This is a genomic window from Roseomonas genomospecies 6 (assembly GCF_008365375.1).
GTDB lineage: Bacteria > Pseudomonadota > Alphaproteobacteria > Azospirillales > Azospirillaceae > Azospirillum.
This window is the reverse complement of record NZ_QOKW01000016.1, coordinates 15,460-34,275: the sequence shown is the minus strand read 5'-3', so window position 1 is coordinate 34,275 and position 18,816 is coordinate 15,460. Positions and strand designations below refer to the sequence as shown.

The 18,816-nt window shown below is 67.7% G+C and carries 14 protein-coding genes and 1 pseudogene; 9 read left to right on the top strand and 6 right to left on the bottom strand.

All coding sequences use genetic code 11. From position 1 onward, the window contains the following. Positions 1-111: 111 nt before the first annotated feature. Both DS843_RS19320 and DS843_RS19315 read right to left on the bottom strand, forming a co-directional pair. The gene (locus DS843_RS19320; RefSeq protein WP_149470472.1) at positions 112-1,482 is read right to left on the bottom strand and encodes an HlyD family type I secretion periplasmic adaptor subunit; all 1,371 of its coding nucleotides are present in this window, start codon (positions 1,480-1,482) and stop codon (positions 112-114) included. Next, the gene (locus DS843_RS19315; protein ID WP_149470471.1) at positions 1,479-3,200 is read right to left on the bottom strand and encodes a type I secretion system permease/ATPase; all 1,722 of its coding nucleotides are present in this window, start codon (positions 3,198-3,200) and stop codon (positions 1,479-1,481) included. Before DS843_RS19315 ends, DS843_RS19320 begins: the two co-directional genes overlap by 4 nt. Positions 3,201-3,675: 475 nt before the next feature. Between DS843_RS19315 and galE the strand changes: the two genes are divergently transcribed. From galE to DS843_RS19295, 3 genes are read left to right on the top strand one after another with little or no spacing between them, the layout of a single operon-like run. Beyond that, positions 3,676-4,695 carry a UDP-glucose 4-epimerase GalE gene (gene galE / locus DS843_RS19305; protein ID WP_149470469.1) on the top strand — a complete coding sequence of 340 codons (1,020 nt, stop codon included), beginning with the start codon at positions 3,676-3,678 and terminating at the stop codon, positions 4,693-4,695. A gap of 37 nt (positions 4,696-4,732) precedes the next feature. Continuing rightward, positions 4,733-5,269, top strand: coding sequence for a MarR family winged helix-turn-helix transcriptional regulator (locus DS843_RS19300; protein WP_149470468.1), 537 nt, complete (start codon positions 4,733-4,735; stop codon positions 5,267-5,269). Between the two features lie 37 nt (positions 5,270-5,306). After that, on the top strand, positions 5,307-6,485 hold the full coding sequence (locus DS843_RS19295) for a DUF2336 domain-containing protein (protein WP_149470467.1): 1,179 nt from the start codon (positions 5,307-5,309) through the stop codon (positions 6,483-6,485). A gap of 103 nt (positions 6,486-6,588) precedes the next feature. On the opposite strand, the gene DS843_RS19290 is transcribed toward DS843_RS19295, so the two are convergent. From DS843_RS19290 to DS843_RS19280, 3 genes are all read right to left on the bottom strand, one after another. After that, positions 6,589-7,152 carry a TetR/AcrR family transcriptional regulator gene (locus DS843_RS19290; protein WP_149470466.1) on the bottom strand — a complete coding sequence of 188 codons (564 nt, stop codon included), beginning with the start codon at positions 7,150-7,152 and terminating at the stop codon, positions 6,589-6,591. A 90-nt stretch (positions 7,153-7,242) separates the two neighbouring features. Beyond that, positions 7,243-8,799, bottom strand: a complete 1,557-nt coding sequence (locus DS843_RS19285; RefSeq protein WP_149470465.1) for a malonate--CoA ligase — start codon at positions 8,797-8,799, stop codon at positions 7,243-7,245. Positions 8,800-8,891: 92 nt separating this feature from the next. Continuing rightward, positions 8,892-9,572, bottom strand: a complete 681-nt coding sequence (locus DS843_RS19280; protein ID WP_149470464.1) for a GntR family transcriptional regulator — start codon at positions 9,570-9,572, stop codon at positions 8,892-8,894. A gap of 161 nt (positions 9,573-9,733) precedes the next feature. Here DS843_RS19280 and DS843_RS19275 point away from each other — a divergent pair, with 161 nt between their 5' ends. Beyond that, complete coding sequence (locus DS843_RS19275; RefSeq protein ID WP_149470463.1) at positions 9,734-10,873, top strand: isobutyryl-CoA dehydrogenase; 1,140 nt, start codon at positions 9,734-9,736, stop codon at positions 10,871-10,873. 27 nt (positions 10,874-10,900) lie between these two features. Then, positions 10,901-11,809 (top strand): annotated as a pseudogene (gene mmsB / locus DS843_RS19270) (3-hydroxyisobutyrate dehydrogenase); the annotation flags it as partial. A gap of 111 nt (positions 11,810-11,920) precedes the next feature. On the opposite strand, the gene DS843_RS19265 reads toward mmsB, so the two are convergent. Then, complete coding sequence (locus DS843_RS19265; RefSeq protein WP_149470461.1) at positions 11,921-13,576, bottom strand: AMP-binding protein; 1,656 nt, start codon at positions 13,574-13,576, stop codon at positions 11,921-11,923. Positions 13,577-13,778: 202 nt separating this feature from the next. Here DS843_RS19265 and DS843_RS19260 point away from each other — a divergent pair, with 202 nt between their 5' ends. From DS843_RS19260 to DS843_RS19245, 4 genes are all read left to right on the top strand, one after another. Beyond that, positions 13,779-14,666 carry an ABC transporter ATP-binding protein gene (locus DS843_RS19260; RefSeq protein ID WP_286192189.1) on the top strand — a complete coding sequence of 296 codons (888 nt, stop codon included), beginning with the start codon at positions 13,779-13,781 and terminating at the stop codon, positions 14,664-14,666. After that, entirely contained in the window at positions 14,666-16,597 is a 1,932-nt protein-coding gene (locus DS843_RS19255) for a long-chain fatty acid--CoA ligase (protein ID WP_149470460.1), read from the top strand. Before DS843_RS19260 ends, DS843_RS19255 begins: the two co-directional genes overlap by 1 nt. Positions 16,598-16,787: 190 nt before the next feature. After that, positions 16,788-17,675: a branched-chain amino acid ABC transporter permease gene (locus DS843_RS19250; RefSeq protein ID WP_014241711.1), complete on the top strand. Its 888-nt coding sequence runs from the start codon at positions 16,788-16,790 to the stop codon at positions 17,673-17,675. A 15-nt stretch (positions 17,676-17,690) separates the two neighbouring features. Continuing rightward, the gene (locus DS843_RS19245) at positions 17,691-18,764 is read left to right on the top strand and encodes a branched-chain amino acid ABC transporter permease (RefSeq protein WP_149470459.1); all 1,074 of its coding nucleotides are present in this window, start codon (positions 17,691-17,693) and stop codon (positions 18,762-18,764) included. Positions 18,765-18,816: the final 52 nt, after the last annotated feature.

Here is an 18,816-nt window from a genome sequence, read left to right as displayed (position 1 = left end):
CCTCCTGCCGGTCCCCCGCGGAGAACCCCTTGCTGCGCGACGGTATGGTCCGCCGCGCCGCCGGGCAAGAGTTTCCATGCAGCGACAGTCGTCCGAGTGGTGGCGGCGGCGTCAGTTCTCGCGGAAGGCGCGGTTCATGCCGTCGGTCAGCGGCGTGAGGAAATACTCGATGGCCTTCCGGGCGTGACCATGGATCATCACCTCGGTCGGCATGCCGGGATGCAGATCCACGTCCGGCAGGGCCTTCAGCGTCGCGGCGTCCAGGCTGATGCGGGCGATGAAATAGGCTTGGCCGGTGCGCTCGTCCTCCAGTTGGTCGGCGGAAAGGGTGAGCACCTTCCCCTGGACCGGCGGCACCAGCCGCTGGCGGTAGCCGATCAGCCGCACCATGGCGCTGCCGCCCACGTCGATGTTCTGAACGTCGGCGGGGGACACGCGGGCCTCCACGATCAGCCCGTCGTCCTGTGGAACGATGTCCAGGATGCCCTGGCCCGGCGGGATGACGCCGCCCGGCGTGTAGAAGCGCAGGTTGGTGACGCGGCCCGCCTGGGGGGCGACGAGTTCCTGGCGCTTCAGCACGTCCCCGGCGCTGCGCAGCCGTTCCGACAGGTCGGAGATGGTGGCCTGCACGGTCTGAAGCTCGTTCCCGACCTCCGACCGGCGGGTGTTGCCGAGGTTGATGATCTCCAGCTCCGCCGCGGCGATCCCCTGTTCGGCCTTCGACTTGTCGGCCTGGATCTCGCCCAGCCGGCCCTTGGTGTCGGCGACGTTGCGCTGAAGCTCCAGCATGCGCGGCTTGCGCTCGTAGCCCTTGGCGAGAAGGGTTTCGACGATCCGCAGCTCGTCCTGGGTGTAGCGCAGCCGGTCGTTGGCGGCGACGCGCTGCGACTCCAGCGCCACCAGCTCGTCGCGAAGCTGCCCGATGCGCTTGCGCTGGATGGAGATCTGCCCCTCGTAGGCGTCGCGCCGCGACTCGAACAGGCGCTGTTCGGCGGCCAGGGCCTCCGCGGCGACGGAGCTGGTCTTGGCGGCGGTCACCAGCTCCTCGGCGTAGACGGGGGCCTTCGCGTCGGTCTGCTCGGCGCGCAGCCGGGCCAGCCGGGCCAGCGAGGTCCAGTACTGTCCGTGAAGCTGGGCGACCACCGCGCCGCTCTGCGTGGTGTCGAGCCGCAGCATGACCTGTCCGGCCTTCACCAGATCGCCGTCCTTCACCAGCAGTTCGCTGAGGATGCCGCCCTCCAGGTGGGAAACGGTCTTGCGGTGGCTTTCCACGGCAATGGTGCCGGGGGCGATGGCCGCGCTGTCCAGGCTGGCGGTGAAGGCCCAGCCGAAGAATCCGCCGAAGCCGATGGCGACGGCCAGCGCGCCCGCCATCGCCGTGCCGCGCAGCGTGGGTTCGTGCGGCGTGACGTCGATGACCGGCGCCCAGCCGGCGGTGAGGGAAGAGGATGGCGGAGTCTGGGTGATCGTCGTATCGGTCATGCGGACTCTCCCGTCCGGACCAGCCGGGCCACCTTCACGGCGCCGCCGGGCTGGACCATCTTCAGCACGTCGGTGCGTTCGCCGAAATGTTCGACCATGCCGTCCTTGAGGACGAGCAGCTTGTCGGCGACCGACACGATGGAGGGGCGGTGGGCGACCATCACGATGGTGGCGCCGTCGCGGCGCGCGTGGTTGATCGCGTGCAGCAGCGCCTGTTCGCCCTCGTGGTCGAGGTTGGAGTTCGGCTCGTCGAGCACGATCAGGCTGGGCTTGCCGAACAGCGCGCGGGCCAGCGCGATGCGCTGCCGCTGGCCGCCGGACAGGGCGAAGGCGTTCTCGCCGACCGGCGTGTCGTAGCCGAAGGGCAGGCGCCCGATCATGTCGTGGACCCCGGCCAGCCGGGCGGCGCGCACGATCTCCGCCGGGTCGGCCTGGGCCATGCGGGCGATGTTCTCGCCGATGGTGCCGTCCAGCAGGGCGACCGACTGCGGGACGTAGCCGACATAGTGGCCGAAGCTCTCGCGCTCCCACAGGAAGGTGCTGGTGCCGTCCAGATAGATGCCGCCGGCTGTGGGTTCCCAGATGCCGACCAGCAGGCGGGCGAGGGTCGATTTGCCGGCCCCCGACGGCCCGATGATCCCCAGCACCTCCCCCGGCTCCAGCGCGAAGCTGACGCCGCGCAGCACCGGGCGTTGCAGGCCCTTCGGCACATGGCTGACGCGGTCAACGCTCAGGCGTCCGGTCGGCCGCGGCAGCGGCATGGTGCTGCGCCGCGTGCCGTCCCCGTTCAGAAGCTCGCGGATGCGCTTGTGGGCGGTCTGGGCGACGACCCACTGCCGCCAGTTCTCCACCAGATGCTCGAAGGGCTGGAGGAGGCGGGCCATGATGATGCCGGTGGCGATCATGCTGCCTGGCGACGCCTCGTTCCGGATGACCAGAGCCGCCCCCGCGGAAATGGTGGCGATCTGCAGGATCAGCCGAAGCGAGCGCGACGCCGACGCCATGCCGCGCGACATCACCACGCCCCGGTCGATGAGCGAGGCGGAGCCGATCTGCGCCAACTGCCAGCGGCGGGCGAGCGGCGGCAGCATGCCCATGGCCTCGATGGCCTCGGCGTGGCGGACGGTGCTGGCCACGTCGGCGAACACCTTCGCCGACGCCTCGTTCGCCTCGGCGATGGGGCGGCGGGTCAGCGCGTCGGTCAGCGCGTTCATGGTCAGGAGCAGCAGCGCCGACCCCACCGCGATCCAGCCATAGATCGGGTGCAGAAGGAACAGGATGACGAGAAAGATCGGTGTCCACAGCAGGTCCAGCGGCACCACGACGGCGTTGCTGGTCATGAAGTTGCGCAGGTCGTTCAGGTCGCGCATCGTCTGGCCGGCGTTGCGCGTTCCGCCGCCCAGCGCGTCCACGATGGCCGCCTGGAGCGCCGGTACGTTGAAGCGGTGCGCGATCACCGCCCCGCAGACCAGGAAGGCGCGCGCCCGGATGAAGTCCAGCACGCCGTACAGCACCAGCCCGCCCACGGAGATCACCGCGAGCATGGTCAGCGTCTCCAGGCTGCGGCTGCTCATCACGCGGTCGTAGACCTGCATCGTGTAGAGCGGCACCACCAGCATCAGGATGTTGACGAAGAAGGTGAGGGCGCCGGCCAGCAGCAGGCCGCGCCCGATCTTCCGGTAGGCTTGGGTCAGCAGGGTCCGATCCATACCGCTCATGCCGATTCCTTTTCTTGCGTCCCGCGCGCTCACGCTTTGGGGCGGTCCATGAAGCCGGCCATGCAAAGGGCTTCATGGTTAACGAAGTGTTGTGGTGAGGCCGGTGCGCTTGAATCCCTTTTGAGACGAAGTCCGGATAAAGTCCGCCCGTTGCGGGAATCCACGGCCCATGCCGTTTCCGCTTACGTCCGCCGACCCGGTCGGGCGTGTGACAAGTTTGAGCCGCTACCCCGTCCGGGAAATGTCGAAAGGGGTATTTGCAGCGCTGTAAAGCGTTGTTGCGAAACATTTTTCCAATGACCGCAAGGGTCTTTCCGGCGTCGGATGTCTCTTTTTCGTCAACTGGCCTTCCGTCTGAATTGACGGCATTCTGCGCCGCGGAACTCTTGCGCTTGCCACCGGGGGATGTAGCATCCTTTGATGCCGGCGGGCGCCTGGACTGACGAATATTTCTCAAATCCAAGGAATATTTACGATGAACTCGCCCCAGACCGTTCTCGTGACCGGCGGTGCCGGCTATGTCGGCAGTCACTGCGTGGCCGAACTGCTCGACCGCGGTTTCCGGGTCGTCGTGCTCGACAACCTGCGCCAGGGCCACCGCGCCGCCGTGCCGTCCGACGCCGCCTTCGTGGAGGCCGATCTCGCCGACATGGACGCGCTGACCCGCGTCTTTGCGGAGTGGAGGTTCGACGCGGTGTTCCACTTCGCCGCGCTGTCGCTGGTCGGCGAATCCATGCGCGACCCGCATCTCTATCTGCACGGCAACACGGTCAACTCGCTCAACCTGATCCGCGCGGCCACCGTGGGCGGCGTGCGCAAGATGGTCTTCTCCTCGACCGCCAACCTGTTCGGCACGCCGGAACGCCAGCCGATCGACGAGGACACGGCGATCGACCCCGGCAGCCCATACGGCGAATCCAAGTTCTTCATCGAACGCGCCCTGCATTGGGCGGACCGCTGCCACGGCCTGCGCTCGGCCTGCCTGCGCTACTTCAACGCCGCGGGCGCGCATCCGAACGGGCATCTGGGCGAGGACCATCACCCGGAAACGCACCTGATCCCGCTGGTGCTGGACGCGGCGAGCGGGCGGCGCTCGCACATCGAGATCTTCGGCGACGACTACCCGACGCCGGACGGCACCTGCGTGCGCGACTACATCCATGTCTGCGACCTCGCCGACGCGCATCTGCGGGTGCTGCCGGCGCTGGAAACGCGCAGCGTCCGCTTCAACCTGGGCAACGGCAAGGGCTACAGCGTCCGCGAGGTGATCGAGGCGACGGAGCGCGTCACCGGCCTGACGGTCCCTGTGACGGTCGGGCCGCGCCGCGCCGGCGACCCGGCGGTGCTGATCGCCTCGTCGGAGCGCATCCGGAGCGAGTTGGGCTGGACCCCGCGCTTCCCCGATCTGGACAGCATCATCGGCAGCGCGTGGGAATGGCGCCGCCGCAACCCGGGCGGCTACCGCGGCCCGGCCCTGGCGCAGGCCGCCGAGTGACGGGCCAAGTGACGGGCCAAGTGACGGAGAGACACGTATGAGCACGCAGCGCCGGGCGGGCGCCGAATCCAGGCCGGCCGAATCCAAGCCGGATGCCGTGGATGCGGCGGAACTGGCCGAGTATCACGGGCTCGCCCGGCTGATCGAGCGGATGCACCGCCGGTTCCTGGACGTCGTGCGGGCCGGCCTGCTGCGGCAGGGGATCGACGATATCGGGCCGGTGCAGGCGCTGATGATCATGCTGATCGGCGACGACGAGCCGTCGGTCCGCGACCTGATGGAGCGTGGCTATTACCTGGGGTCCAACGCCTCCTACAGCCTGAAGATCCTGGTGGAGGCCGGCTACATCGACCGCGGCGCCAGCCAGCGCGACCGCCGCACGGCCCGTTTGCGCCTGACCGACAAGGGCCGGACTCTGCGTGACGAGCTGTTCAAGCTGGAACAGCTTCAGGCCACGGCGCTGGTCCGCAACGAGGGTGAGGCGGCGGACCTGAAGGCCGCTTACCGCACGCTGCGCCGGCTCGACCGCATCTGGGGCGACATGGTCCGCTACGCCGGCCAGGGCCTCGATTGAACCGTCCTATGCATCTTTCATCCGCAGGCGTCCGCACATGAGCGATTCATCCCTATCCATCCGCGACGTCGAGCGCCTGCTCGAATCCTCGTCGGCGGAGGCCCGCATCGACACGATGCAGAAGCTGGCCGGCGATCTGGAGAAAGGCGGGCTGACCGACGCCGAACGGTCGCTGGCGCTGGAGGTCATGCACTGCTTCGCCGCCGACGCCCAGGTGGCGGTGCGCGAGGCCGTGGCCTGGCAGATCCGCAACAACGCCATGCTGACGGAGGAACTGGCCGAGCGGCTGGTGAAGGATGTGGCCCGCGTGGCCTTCCCGATCCTGCGCGACGCGGGGAGCCTCAGCGACGATTTGCTGCTGGGCGTTCTGGCGGACCCGGACGCCGGCAAGCATATGGCCGTCGCCAACCGTCACACCGTGTCGGCCCGGGTGGCCGGAGCCATCGTCGAGACCGGCAACGTCGCGGTGGTGACCGCCCTGCTGCGCAACCCCGGCGCGGACGTGGCGGAGCCGGCGCTGCACCGGGCGTTGGACCGTTTCGGGCGGGTGCGCATGGTGAGCGAGGCCGCGGCGACCCGCCCCGGCCTGCCGCTGGCCGTGGTGGAGCGGCTGGTCGCCTTCGTGTCCGACGCGGTGCGCGCCACGCTGGCCCACACCCACGGGCTGTCCAAGGATCTGGTGGACCGGCTGGCCAACCGGGGCCGCGAGTCGGCGACGTTGCGGCTGCTGCGCCCGGCGCTGCGCAACGGGGAGGATGCCGAGGCGGTGGCCCGCTGGCTTCACGCCAACGGGCGCTTCAGCACGGCGTTGCTGTTCCGCGTGCTGTGCGCGGGGGACATGGCGCTGTTCGCGGAGGGGCTGGGGGCCAAGGCGGGCATTCCGGCGGAGAACGCCCGCAAGCTGGCCTGGGACGACGGGGCGCTGGGTCTGCGGGCGGTTCTGAAGAAGGCGTCGGTCGCGCCGGTCCTGGTGCCGCCCTTCCAGGTGGCGATCGGCACGGCCAAGCGCATGGGTTACGAGGGCAGCGACAACCGCCGCGACGATTTCCAGGCGGAGGTCATGGCCGACCTATTCGCCGCCCTGACCCCGACCAACGACTGGACGGTGGACGAGTTGCTTCTGCAATTGTTCGACGGCGCGTCGGACGAGGTGATCGACCGGGCGCTGGATCAGGCGGGGTTGCCCTTCGCGCCGGTGCGCGGGACGGGAACGTAACTTGCGGGCGTAGCGACGCTTGCCCCCTCCCTGACCCTCCCTTGCGAAGCGGGGGAGGGAAGGGGCCCGCGGCGAAGCCGTGGGAAGGGTGGGGGCAACGCGCTTACACCTCCCCCGGCACCAGCACCTTCCCGCAGATGTCCCGCGCCTTCTCGAATCGGTCCGGCGCGGCGGAGCGGGCGAGCAGCCCTTCCCCGAAGATGAACGAATAGAACAGGTACGCCCGGGCGAAGGCCTCGTCGGGGTCCAGCCCCATGCCGGCGAACAGGTCCGACACGCAGCGCAGGCGCTCGCGGTCCACCTCCGCCACGATTTCGGCGGCGCGGGGATCGCGGCGCGCCCAGTCGCGCATCGCCAGCTCGATGGAGATGCCGCGCGGGTTGTTGCTCCCGCCGTAGAGCGACAGGACGTAGCGCAGCCCTTCGGCGGGCGTGCGGCCGTCAAGCCGGGTCTGCGCCTTGATCGCTTCGATGCGGCCCGTCTTCCAGCCCTCCAGCATCGCTTCCACCAGCTCCATCCGGTCGCGGAAGTGCCAGTAGAAGCTGCCCTTGGTCACCTTCAGCCGCTTGGCGAGCATCTCCACCCGCACCTGTTCGACGCCGCCTTCGGCCAGGGCGGAGAAGGCGGCGGACAGCCAGGATTCGCGGTTCAGCGTCTTCGCTTCCATCAGAGCCTCTCCGAAGACCATACGGAAGCGTATCGACTCACCGGTGCCCTGTCCATAACCAGCAGGTCGGAATGAAGCGCTCTCCTGTTCTCAGGGTGCCTTCGCCGGTGCGAAGAGGTCCTTGTGGGTGTCGCGCAGCAGGTTCTTCTGCACCTTGCCCATGGCGTTGCGCGGCAGTTCCTCCATGAAGAAGACGCGCTTGGGCACCTTGAAGTTGGCGAGCTGCTCCTTGCAGACGGCGATCACCGCGGCCTCGTCCGGGGCGGAGGCGCCGGGCTTGCGCAGGACGACGGCGGTCACCGCCTCGCCGAAGTCGGGATGCGGCACGCCGACCACCGCCGATTCCACCACGCCGGGAATGCCGTCGATGACGGTCTCGACCTCCTTCGGGTAGACGTTGAAGCCGCCGGAGATGATGAGGTCCTTGGCCCGCCCGACGATGTGGACATAGCCGCGCCCGTCCACCTTGCCGACGTCGCCGGTGATGAAGAAGCCGTCCGGCTTGATCTCCTGCTTCGTCTTTTCGGGCATCCGCCAGTAGCCGGAGAAGACGTTCGGTCCGGCCACCTCGATGATGCCGATATCGTCGGTGCCGAGGCTCGCCCCGGTTTCCGGGTCCACGACGCGCAGGGACACCTCGGGCAGCGGGAAGCCGACCGTGCCGGGGATGCGGTCGCCGTCCAGCGGGTTGGAGGTCAGCATGCCGGTTTCCGTCATGCCGTAGCGCTCCAGGATGGCGTGGCCGGTGCGCGCGGAGAAGTCGCGGTGCGTGTCGGCCAGCAGCGGCGCCGAGCCGGAGACGAACAGCCGCATGTGCGCCGTCGCCTCCCGCGTCAGGCCGGGATGGGCGAGCAGGCGGGTGTAGAAGGTCGGAACGCCCATCATCACCGTGGCCTGCGGCAGCAGCCCCATCACCTGCTCGGCGTCGAACTTCGGCAGGAACAGCATGGAGGAGCCGTTCAGCAGCACGCAGTTGGTCGCCACGAACAGCCCGTGCGTGTGGAAGATCGGCAGCGCGTGCAGCAGCACGTCGTCCGGCTGGAAGCCCCAGTACGTGTGCAGGGTCAGCGCGTTGGAGCCGAGGTTGCGGTGGCTCATCATCGCGCCCTTCGACCGTCCGGTGGTGCCGGAGGTGTAGAGGATCGCGGCGAGATCGTCGGCCTGCGCCGGGACGGTCGCGAAGTCCGTGCCCTTGCCCGCGGCCATCTCCGGCAGCGTGCCCTCGCCATGGGTGCCGAGCGTCAGCAGATGCGCGACCTTCGCCTTGTCGGCGACCTCGCGCAGCGCGTCGGCGGAGTCGGGGCGGGCGACGAAGACGTGCGGCTCCGCGTCGGTCAGGAAATACTCGACCTCGGCCTTGGTGTAGGCCGGGTTCAGCGGCAGGAAGACGCCGCCCGCGCGGACGGTGGCGAGGTAGAGGATGATGTTCTCGACCGACTTCTCCACCTGCACGGCGACGCGGTCGCCCTTCTTCAGCCCGAGATCGGCGAGCAGGTTCGCGTAGCGGCCCGTCAGCGCTTCGAGGTCGCCGTAGGTGACGGTGCGGGCGCCAGCGGTGCCGGGATCGGTTTCGGCGAAGGGGCGGCTGCGGTCCGCCGGAAAGCGGGAGCGGAACAGCTCGAACAGATTGTCACCCGCGTCGGACATGTGCATTCCCTTCCTAAGCCCCTTGATCCGGTGTCCAGGGGTTTAGCACAGGCGCATGGGGCGGGCCACCATTTTGTATACGGAAGACGCGCCTATTGTATTTCGTTCCCGCCCATGATGGACACGAACTCGGTGAAGATGTCGATCTGGATGGTCACATGACGCCGCATGGCGGTGTAGGCGGCCTCCGGCTCACCGGCCAGGATCGCTTCCACCACGTCGTCGTGCTCCTTGAAGCTGTCCCTGATCCGGGAGGGGTGGTTGAGCTGGTAGCGGCGGTAGGGGGCCAGCCGGGCGAACAGGCCGCGCGCGATCTCCTGGAGCGGCTCGTTGTGGCTGCCGGCCTGCACGGCCTCGTGGAAGGAGCGGTTCACCGCGTAGTAGGCGTCCAGCTCCCGCGCCTCCATGTAGGCCTTCGAGGTGTCGTGCAGGCGCTTCAGGGCCTGCTTCTCCTCCTCCGACATGCGGCGGGCGGCGTAGCGGGCGCAGATCCCCTCGATCTCCGACATCACCTCGAACATCTGCACCATGCGGTGCAGCTTCAGCGGGGCCACCACCGCGCCCTGGCGCGGCTGCTTTTCCACCAGCCCGGCGTGGACGAGTTGGAGAATCGCCTCGCGGATCGGGGTGCGGGAGATGTTGAAGCGTTGGGCGAGGCTTTCCTCGTCCAGTCGCGTGCCGGGGCGCAGCCGGCCCAGGAAGATGTCCTCCTCGATGGCGAGCCGCACCTCGTCGGCGCGTGTGGCGGCTTTGTCGGCAATCCGGTCGCTCATCCCGAGCGTGTCCCCTTCCTCGTCCGCGGCCTTCTGCCGCCCCCGTCTCTGTATACAAGAGATGGACAGCGCGTATCCAGCATGATAGTCCTTCCCACCAACAATGAGAACCGGAGATCCGCAACGGACTCCGGTCCGATGCGGTTCTGGGGAGGATGCGCATGGACTTTGCGCTTTCGGAGGAGCAGCAGGCGTTCCGCGACACGGCGCGCGACTTCGCGCAGCGGGAGATGGCGCCGAAGGCCGCCCTCTGGGATGAGGAGAGCGTCTTTCCCGTCGACACGCTGCGCCAAGCTGCGGCGTTGGGCTTCGCCGGGATCTATGTCGGCGACGATGTCGGCGGCTCCGGCCTCGGGCGGCTGGACGCGGCGCTGATCTTCGAGGAGCTGGCGGCGGCCTGCCCGTCCACGGCGGCCTACATCTCCATCCACAACATGGCGTCCTGGATGATCGACCGTTTCGGCAATCCGGAGCAGCGCGAGCGCTTCCTGCCGAAGCTGACGACCATGGAGCATTTCGCCAGCTATTGCCTGACCGAGCCGGGGGCGGGGTCCGACGCGGCGTCGCTGCGCACACGGGCGGAGCGGGACGGCGACCACTACGTGCTGAACGGGTCGAAGGCGTTCATCTCGGGCGGCGGCACGTCGGACGTCTATGTCTGCATGGTCCGCACCGGGGAACCCGGTCCGAAGGGCATTTCCTGCCTCGTGGTGGAGAAGGGCACGCCCGGCCTGTCCTTCGGCAAGCAGGAGCACAAGCTGGGCTGGAAGAGCCAGCCGACCGCCGCGGTGATCTTCGAGAACTGCCGCGTCCCCGTCGCCAACCGCATCGGCGAGGAGGGGGAGGGCTTCCGCATCGCCATGAAGGGGCTGGACGGCGGGCGCCTGAACATCGCCGCCTGCTCGGTCGGCGGGGCGCGCTTCTGCCTGGAGCAGGCCATCGCCTACACGGCGGAGCGCAAGCAGTTCGGCAAGCCGCTGAGCGCCTTTCAGGCCTTGCAGTTCAAGCTGGCCGACATGGCGACGGAACTGGACGCCGCCCGGCTGATGCTGCACCGCGCCGCCGCCAGCCTCGACGCCGGATCGCCGGAGGCGACCGCCCATTGCGCCATGGCCAAGCGTTTCGCCACCGACGCCGGCTTCCAGGTGGTGAACGAGGCGCTACAGCTCCACGGCGGCTACGGCTACATCAAGGAGTACCCGATCGAGCGGATTTTCCGCGACCTGCGGGTGCACCAGATTCTCGAAGGCACCAACGAAATCATGCGCGTCATCATCGCCCGCCACCTGACCGGCGGCTAAGGGCATCACAACAAACGGCGCCGCAATAAAACGAGGGGAAACGCTATGGCGACGATCGCCTTTATCGGGCTGGGCAACATGGGTGCGCCGATGATGCGCAACCTTCTGAAGGCCGGGCACACCGTCCTGGCCTTCGACCTGTCGGAAGCCGCCTGCGCCGCCGCGCGCGAGGCCGGAGCCACCATCGCCACGGGCCCCGGCGCCGCGGCGGGCGAGGCGGAGGTGGTCGTCACCATGCTGCCCGCCGGCAAGCATGTGCGCGAGGTCTACACGGCACCCGACGGCATCATCGCCAAGGCCAAGCCGGGCAGCCTGTTCATCGACAGCTCCACCGTGGACGTGGACAGCGCCCGCGCCGTCGCCGCGGCGGCGGAAGCGGCGGGCCACGCCATGGTGGATGCCCCGGTGTCCGGCGGCGTCGGCGGGGCGGAGGCGGCGACGCTGACCTTCATGGTCGGCGGCAGCGACACCGCCTTCCGCCGCGCGGAACCGATCCTGTCGGCCATGGGCAAGGCCATCGTGCACACCGGCGGGCCGGGCAACGGTCAGGCGGCTAAGATCTGCAACAACATGATCCTCGGCATCTCGATGATCGGCGTGTCGGAAGCCTTCGCGCTCGCCGAGAAGCTGGGTCTGGAATCGCAGAAGCTGTTCGACGTGGCGTCGAAGTCGTCGGGCCAGTGCTGGTCGCTGACCAGCTATTGCCCGGTGCCGGGCCCGGTCCCGACCTCGCCCGCCAACCGCGACTACCAGCCGGGCTTCGCCGCGGCGCTGATGCTGAAGGATCTGAAGCTGGCCGTGGAGGCCGGGCAGAGCACCGGCAGCCCGCTGCCGCTGGGCGGCGAGGCGGCGCAGATGTACGCGCTGTTCTGCAACGCCGGGTTTGGGGGCAAGGACTTCTCCGGCATCGTCAATCTGCTGCGCGGGAAGGTGTAGGGGCGTGTGACTTTGCCCCCTCCCTAACCCTCCCCCGCCTCCGGCGAGGGAGGGGATTATCCCCCTCTCCCGCGAAAGCGGGGGAGGGCCGGGGAGGGGGCAAACGCCGCTTCAATCCCCCTGCTGCATGACGATGGCGTCCGACGCGCGGCCCCGGAAGTGGATGTTGCCGTCGCCGTCCAGGAACGCCCAGTCGCCGGTCAGATAGTACCGGCGGCCATGGCGGAAACGGGCGGCGGTGCGCGCCGGATCGTTGGCGTAGGCGTCGAACCAGAAGAGCGGCGAGGAGTCCACGTCGATGGCGATCTCGCCCGCTCCGCCGACCGGCGCCTCGCGGCCCTGCGGGTCGAGGATGACCACGCGGAAGCCCGGCATGGGCCGCCCCAGCGAGGAGTCGGCGGACCGGTCGGCGTGGCCGGGATCGTAGCGGTTCATCATGAAGATGCCGGTCTCGCGCTGCCCGTACTGGTCGAGCAGGGGGACGCTGACCACCCGGTTGGCCCAGCCGATCAGTTCCGGCGGCAGGGGTTCGCCGACCACGGACAGGATGCGCAGCGCCAGCTTGTGCGGGCCGCCTTCCGGGTCGGCGCTGTGCCAGGCGCGGATCTGCGAGGGCGCGCAGGTCAGGTTGGTGACGCCGAACTTCGTCAGCATGCGGTAGCCCTGCCGCACGTCGTAGGGGCCGTCGCAGAAGATCGTGGTGCGCCCCAGCAGCAGCGGCCCGACCAGTCCGTAATAGGCGCCGTAGGCCCAGCCGGGATCGGCCATGTTCCAGTAGATGTCGTCGTCGCGCAGGTCGAGGCCGATGCGCATGTACTGCTCGATTCCCGACAGGGCCATGACGGGCAGCGAGACGCCCAGCGGCTTCGGCTCCGCTTCGGACGTGTAGATCAGCGCGAAGGCGTCGCGGTCGGCGTAACGGGCGATATCGCCCAGAGGGGCGGACTCATGAAGGGCGGACCAGAAGGGCACCGCGTCGGCTCCGGGACCGAAGGCCTCGTCGCCCTCCACCATCACCACGGGGCGGCTGTTGTCGCGCGGGATCTTGCGGCGCAGGAATCCGGTGGTGACGATCGCCCGCGCCTCGCTGTCGGCCAGACGGTAGGCGACCGCGGCGGCGGAGTAGGTGGTGAACAGCGGCATGTAGACACCGCCCAGCCGCCAGATCGCCAGCGCGGCGATCAGCAGTTCCGCCCCCTTGGGAAGCAGCACCGCCACCCGGTCGCCGCGCCCGACGCCGAGACCGTGCAGGACGGCGGCGAATCGCGCGGAGTCGCGGGCCAGCCGGGCAAAGCTCAACTCCGTGGTCTGTCCGGCCACGCTCTCGTGCAGCAGGGCGGCGCGCGCGCCGTCGGTGCGGGCGTGGCGGTCGCACAGCAGGTCGGCCAGCGGGATCGCCTCACCCTGGTATTCCGGACGCAGGAAGGCGGTCGGCTGCACGATGGCGGGTCCGGGCGCCGTTCCTTCGCCTTCGGCGGTCCGGTAACGGGCGGCGGCGATGCGGCCCAGCGAATCCAGCTCCGGCCCCAGATGGTAGCGGCGGCTGCGCGGGTCCTGGTCGATGAAGCGTTCCCGCGCCAGCGCGGTCAGAAGACGGTGCGCGGTCGCCTTGGACAGGGCGGTGTCGCCCATCAGATCGGCCAGACGCGCCCCATCCGCCCCGTGGGAGGCGACGGCGCGCAGCAGGGCCAGCGCACGCTCCAGACTTTGCGTGCCGCCGGAGGCTCCAGCCGGGGCGGATTCTGTGTCGGAATCGGATCGGGTCATGGCGGGGTCCATATTATGGACCTTGCGACCGGATGTCGCCCGAAAAAACATGCATGCACGGAATGTCCGTGTTGAAAACCGTGCGCATCGCGGGTTATAGTCGGGACGTTGCACAAAGGACGGTCCACAATATGGACCAGTTCGCCGGACAAACGATCCGGCGATCGATAAAAAAGGCAGTTCCACAGCAACGGAGGAGGAAATGTCAGGCGCGCCCGTCGCATCGCCACGCGGTTACGCCCACCCGGCCGACGCCACCCGCGCGGCCTCCCCATCGGACACCATCTTCGAAGCCCGGGGCGTGTCCTTGCGCTTTGGCGGCGTGCAGGCGCTGACCGACGTCAGTTTCAGCATCCGCAAGGGGGAGCTGTTCTCCATCATCGGCCCGAACGGTGCGGGTAAGACCTCGATGGTCAACTGCATCTCCGGCCGCTACCGGCCCACCGACGGAAAGGTTTATTTCAAGGGCCAGGACATCACAGGCATGACGCCCAACCACCGGGCCTCGCTCGGCATCGGGCGCACCTTCCAGAATCTGGCGCTGTTCGGGCACATGACGGTGCTCGACAACATCATGGTCGGGCGGCATCACCTGCTGAAGAACAACTTCTTCACCGGCTCGCTCTACTGGCTGACCGGCGCCCGCAAGGAAGAGCTGGCCCACCGCCGCGAGGTCGAGGAGATCATCGACTTCCTGGAAATCCAGCATGTCCGCAAGGCCACCGCCGGCACGCTTTCCTACGGACTGCGCAAGCGGGTGGAACTGGCCCGCGCCATGGCGCTGAAGCCCGACCTGATCCTCCTGGACGAGCCCATGGCGGGCATGAACCTGGAAGAGAAGGAGGACATGGCGCGCTACATCGTCGATCTGAACGAAGAGTTCGGCATGACGGTGGTGATGATCGAGCACGACATGGGCGTCGTGATGGACATCTCCCACCGCGTGATCGTGCTGGAGTTCGGCAAGAAGATCGCCGAGGGCACGCCCGAGGAGGTTCTGGCCGATCCGCGCGTCAAGCGCGCCTATCTCGGCGAGGACGACGAGGAGGACGAGGCCGTGGCCCCGCCGCCCAAGCAGGAGGTCGCGTGATGTCTCTTCCTGATATCAAGACTCACGACACGCTGCCGAAGCTGCTGTCACTGCACGCCCGCGAGCATGGCGGCGACGTCGCCATGCGCGAGAAGGATTTCGGCATCTGGCGCGAATTCACCTGGGCGGACATGCACGCCCGTGTGCGCGCCTTCACGCTCGGCCTCATCAAGCTCGGCGTGGAGCGCGGCCATGTGGTGGCCCTGCTCGGCGACAACCGGCCCGACTGGGTGATGGGCGAGATCGCCGCCCACGCCATGGGCGCCATGAGCCTGGGCATCTACCGCGACGCCATGGACGAGGAGGTCGCCTACCTCATCACCTACGCCGACGTGCACGTCATCTTCGCGGAGGACGAGGAGCAGGTCGACAAGCTGCTGAACCTGGGCGAGCGCCTGCCGACGCTGAAGCACATCATCTATTCCGACCCCCGCGGCATGCGCAAATACAGCGACCCGCGCCTGATGGAGGCGTCGGAACTGGTCAAGCTGGGCAACGCGCTGCATGCCGAGAAGCCGAACCTCTATGAGGAGATGGTTGCGGCGACGAAGGGCGACGACGTGGCGGTGCTCTGCACCACGTCGGGCACCACCTCCAACCCGAAGCTGGCGATGCTGCCGGCGGGGCGGCTGATCCGCCACGTCGCCAGCTACCTGTCGGTGGACCCGAAGGGACCGGCGGACGAGTATGTCTCGGTGCTGCCGCTGTCCTGGATCATGGAGCAGATCTACGCCGTCGGCATGGGCATGGTGTCGCGGATGCGCGTGAACTTCGTCGAGGAAGCCGAGACGATGATGAACGACTTCCGCGAGATCGGGCCGAGCTTCGTGCTGTTCGCCCCCCGCCTGTGGGAGCAGATCGCCGCCGACGTGCGGGCGCGCATGATGGACGCCTCGCCCTTCAAGCAGAAGATGTACGATTACGGCATGAAGCTGGGTCTGGAGGCGCTCGCCAACGGAACCCGCTCCGCCGTCGCCGACCGCATTCTCTTCGCAGCGCTGCGAGACCGGCTGGGCTTCACCAACCTGAAGTCGGCGGCGACCGGCGGCGCGGCGCTCGGCCCCGACACCTTCAAGTTCTTCCAGGCGCTGGGCGTGCCGCTGCGCCAGATCTACGGCCAGACGGAGACGATGGGCGCCTACACGGTGCACCGTTCGGACGATGTGGATTTCGACACGGTGGGCGTGCCCTTCGACGACGGCGTCAAGGTCAAGGTGATCGAGCCCGACCAGAACGGCGTCGGCGAGATCGTGGTCACCCATCCCAACATGTTCGCCGGCTATTACCGCAACGAGGCCTCGACCACGGCGGACCTGCGCGACGGCTGGATGCACACGGGCGATGCCGGCTTCTTCGACAAGAAGGGCCATCTGGTCATCATCGACCGCATCAAGGACATCGCCACCACCAGCAACAACGACCGCTTCAGCCCGCAATACATCGAGAACAAGCTGAAGTTCAGCCCCTATGTGGCGGAAGCGGTGATCCTGGGGAACAAGCGCCCCTACCTGTCGGCGATCATCTGCATCCGCTTCCCCATCGTGTCGAAGTGGGCGGAGAAGAACCGCATCGCCTTCACCACCTATTCCGACCTGTCGTCGAAGCCGGAAGTCTACGAGCTTCTGCGCCAGGAGGTGGAGCGGGTGAACGCGACGCTGCCGGAGTATCAGCGCATCACCAAGTTCCTGCTCCTCTACAAGGAACTGGACGCCGACGACGGCGAGCTGACCCGCACCCGCAAGGTGCGCCGCGGCGTGATCGCCGAGAAATACGGCGAGATCATCGACTCCATCTACGCGGGCCAGCCGGCCATCGACGTGGACACCACCATCACCTTCCAGGACGGCACCAAGCAGCGCATCCGCACCGTGCTGAAGGTGGTCGACCTGCTGCCCACGCCGGCCAAGAAGCCGGCGCAGGCCGCGGCGTGAGGGGGGCGATGATGAGATTCGCGAACAGGTCCCTCTCCCGCCCCGGGAGAGGGAAGGGACCCGCGCAGAGCGCGGGAAGGGTGAGGGTACCGGCGACGGAGCAGTACTCGATCCTTGGATGCACCCTCACCCGGCCCTGCGGGCCACCCTCTCCCGGGACGGGAGAGGGGATCGAGAACGAGGCCACGCCATGACCTTGCTCTTCCAGCTTCTCGTCAACGGACTGATCGTCGGCGCGCTGTACGGCGTCGTGGCGATGTCCTTCGTGCTGATCTACAAGGCCAGCCGCATCGTGAACTTCGCCCAGGGCGAGTTCCTGCTGATCGGCGCCTGGACCTGCTGGTGGCTGCTGACCTCCTGGCAGTTGCCCTTCTGGATCGGTTTCCCGATCACGCTGGCCTTCATGCTGGTCTTCGGCATCGTGCTTCAGGTCGTCGTGCTGCGGCCGATGATCGGGGAGCCGATCATCTCCGTCATCATGGTCACCATCGGCCTGTCGATCTTCTTCCAGGCGATGATGAAGTGGATGTTCGGCGTCTTCGCGAAGCCGTTCCCGACCATCTTCGCCAGCCCGACCGTGAACATCCTCGGGCTCGACGTGCAGACCGTCTATGTGATGAGTTTGGTCATCTCGATCCTCATCATGGCGGGCTTCGGCTGGTTCTTCAAATACTCGCGCATGGGTCTGGCGATGCGGGCGACCGCCTTCGACCAGCAGGTGGCGCAGTCGCTGGGCATCTCCGTCCGCCACATGTTCGCGATGAGCTGGGCCATCTCCGCCATGGTGTCGGCGGTGGCCGGCGTCACGGTCGGCGTGGTCAACGGCGTGTCCTCGGCGCTCTCCTTCTTCGGCATCAAGGTCTTCCCGGCGGTCATCCTGGGCGGGCTGGACAGCGTGGCCGGGGCGGTGCTGGGCGGACTGATCGTCGGCGTGCTGGAGAATCTCGCGCACTACCTGGACAGCCAATGGCTGAACTGGGGCAACATGTACGAGATCGCCCCCTTCTACGTCCTGATCGTCATCCTGATGATTAAGCCCTACGGCCTCTTCGGCACCAAGGACATCGAGCGCGTGTAAGGAGCGGCCGCAACTATGGCGAACATCAGTCTCATCCCCTGCGGCGACTTCAAGACCCGGTACGCCGCCGACACGACCATCTTCCCGACCACGACCAGCCGCAACTTCGCGATCCTGGGCGTGCTCCTTCTGCTGCTCTGCCCGGCCTTCATGGACCGCTACTGGCTGAACCTGTGCATCCAGATCGGTTATCTGGGCATCGCGGCGCTGGGGCTGAACATCCTGGTCGGCTTCACCGGCCAGATCTCCATCGGGCACGCCGCCTTCTTCGGCTTCGGCGCCTTCTCGTCGGCGTGGCTGTCGAACAGCTTCGGCATCCCGGTGGCGCTCGCCATCCCGCTGGCTGGCGTGATGACCACCGCGGTCGGCATGCTGTTCGGCATCCCGGCGGCGCGGCTGAAGGGCCTGTACCTCGCCATCGCCACCCTGGCGGCGCAGTACATCCTCCAGGACTTCTTCTCGCGCGCCGACTGGTTCACGGGAGGAACCGCCGGCACCATCGCGGAGCCCTTCACCCTGTTCGGCTTCGCCTTCGACACCGACGAGAGCTACTTCTATGTCGTGCTGGTCTACATGGTCGTCATGTTCATCCTGGCGACCAACCTGATGCGGTCCCGCGACGGGCGGGCGCTGGTGGCGGTTCGCGACCATTATCTCTCCGCGGAGATCATGGGCATCAACCTGACCAAGTACCGCACGATGTCCTTCGGCATCTCGTCCTTCTACGCCGGCATCGGCGGCGCGCTCTACGCCCACTACCTCCAGTTCGTGTCGGTCGAGGGCTTCACGATCCTCTTCTCGATCCAGTTCCTCGGCATGATCATCATCGGGGGTCTGGGCTCGATCATGGGGTCGCTGATGGGCACCGCCTTCATGGTGCTGCTGCCGGAGGTGATGCAGGCCATCACCACGGCGCTCTCCGGCACCGCCATCGACGCCGCGCTGAACCTGAGGGAGGCCATCGCCTTCCTTCGTGAAATGGCCATCGGCCTGGTCATCATCCTGTTCCTGGTCTTCGAACCGGACGGGCTGGCCCACCGCTGGAAGCAGATCAAGGCCTACTGGAAGCTCTACCCGTTCTCGCACTGAGGCCCATCTCGCACCAAGGCTTCTGAAAAACATAACGACTGGGAGAAAACGC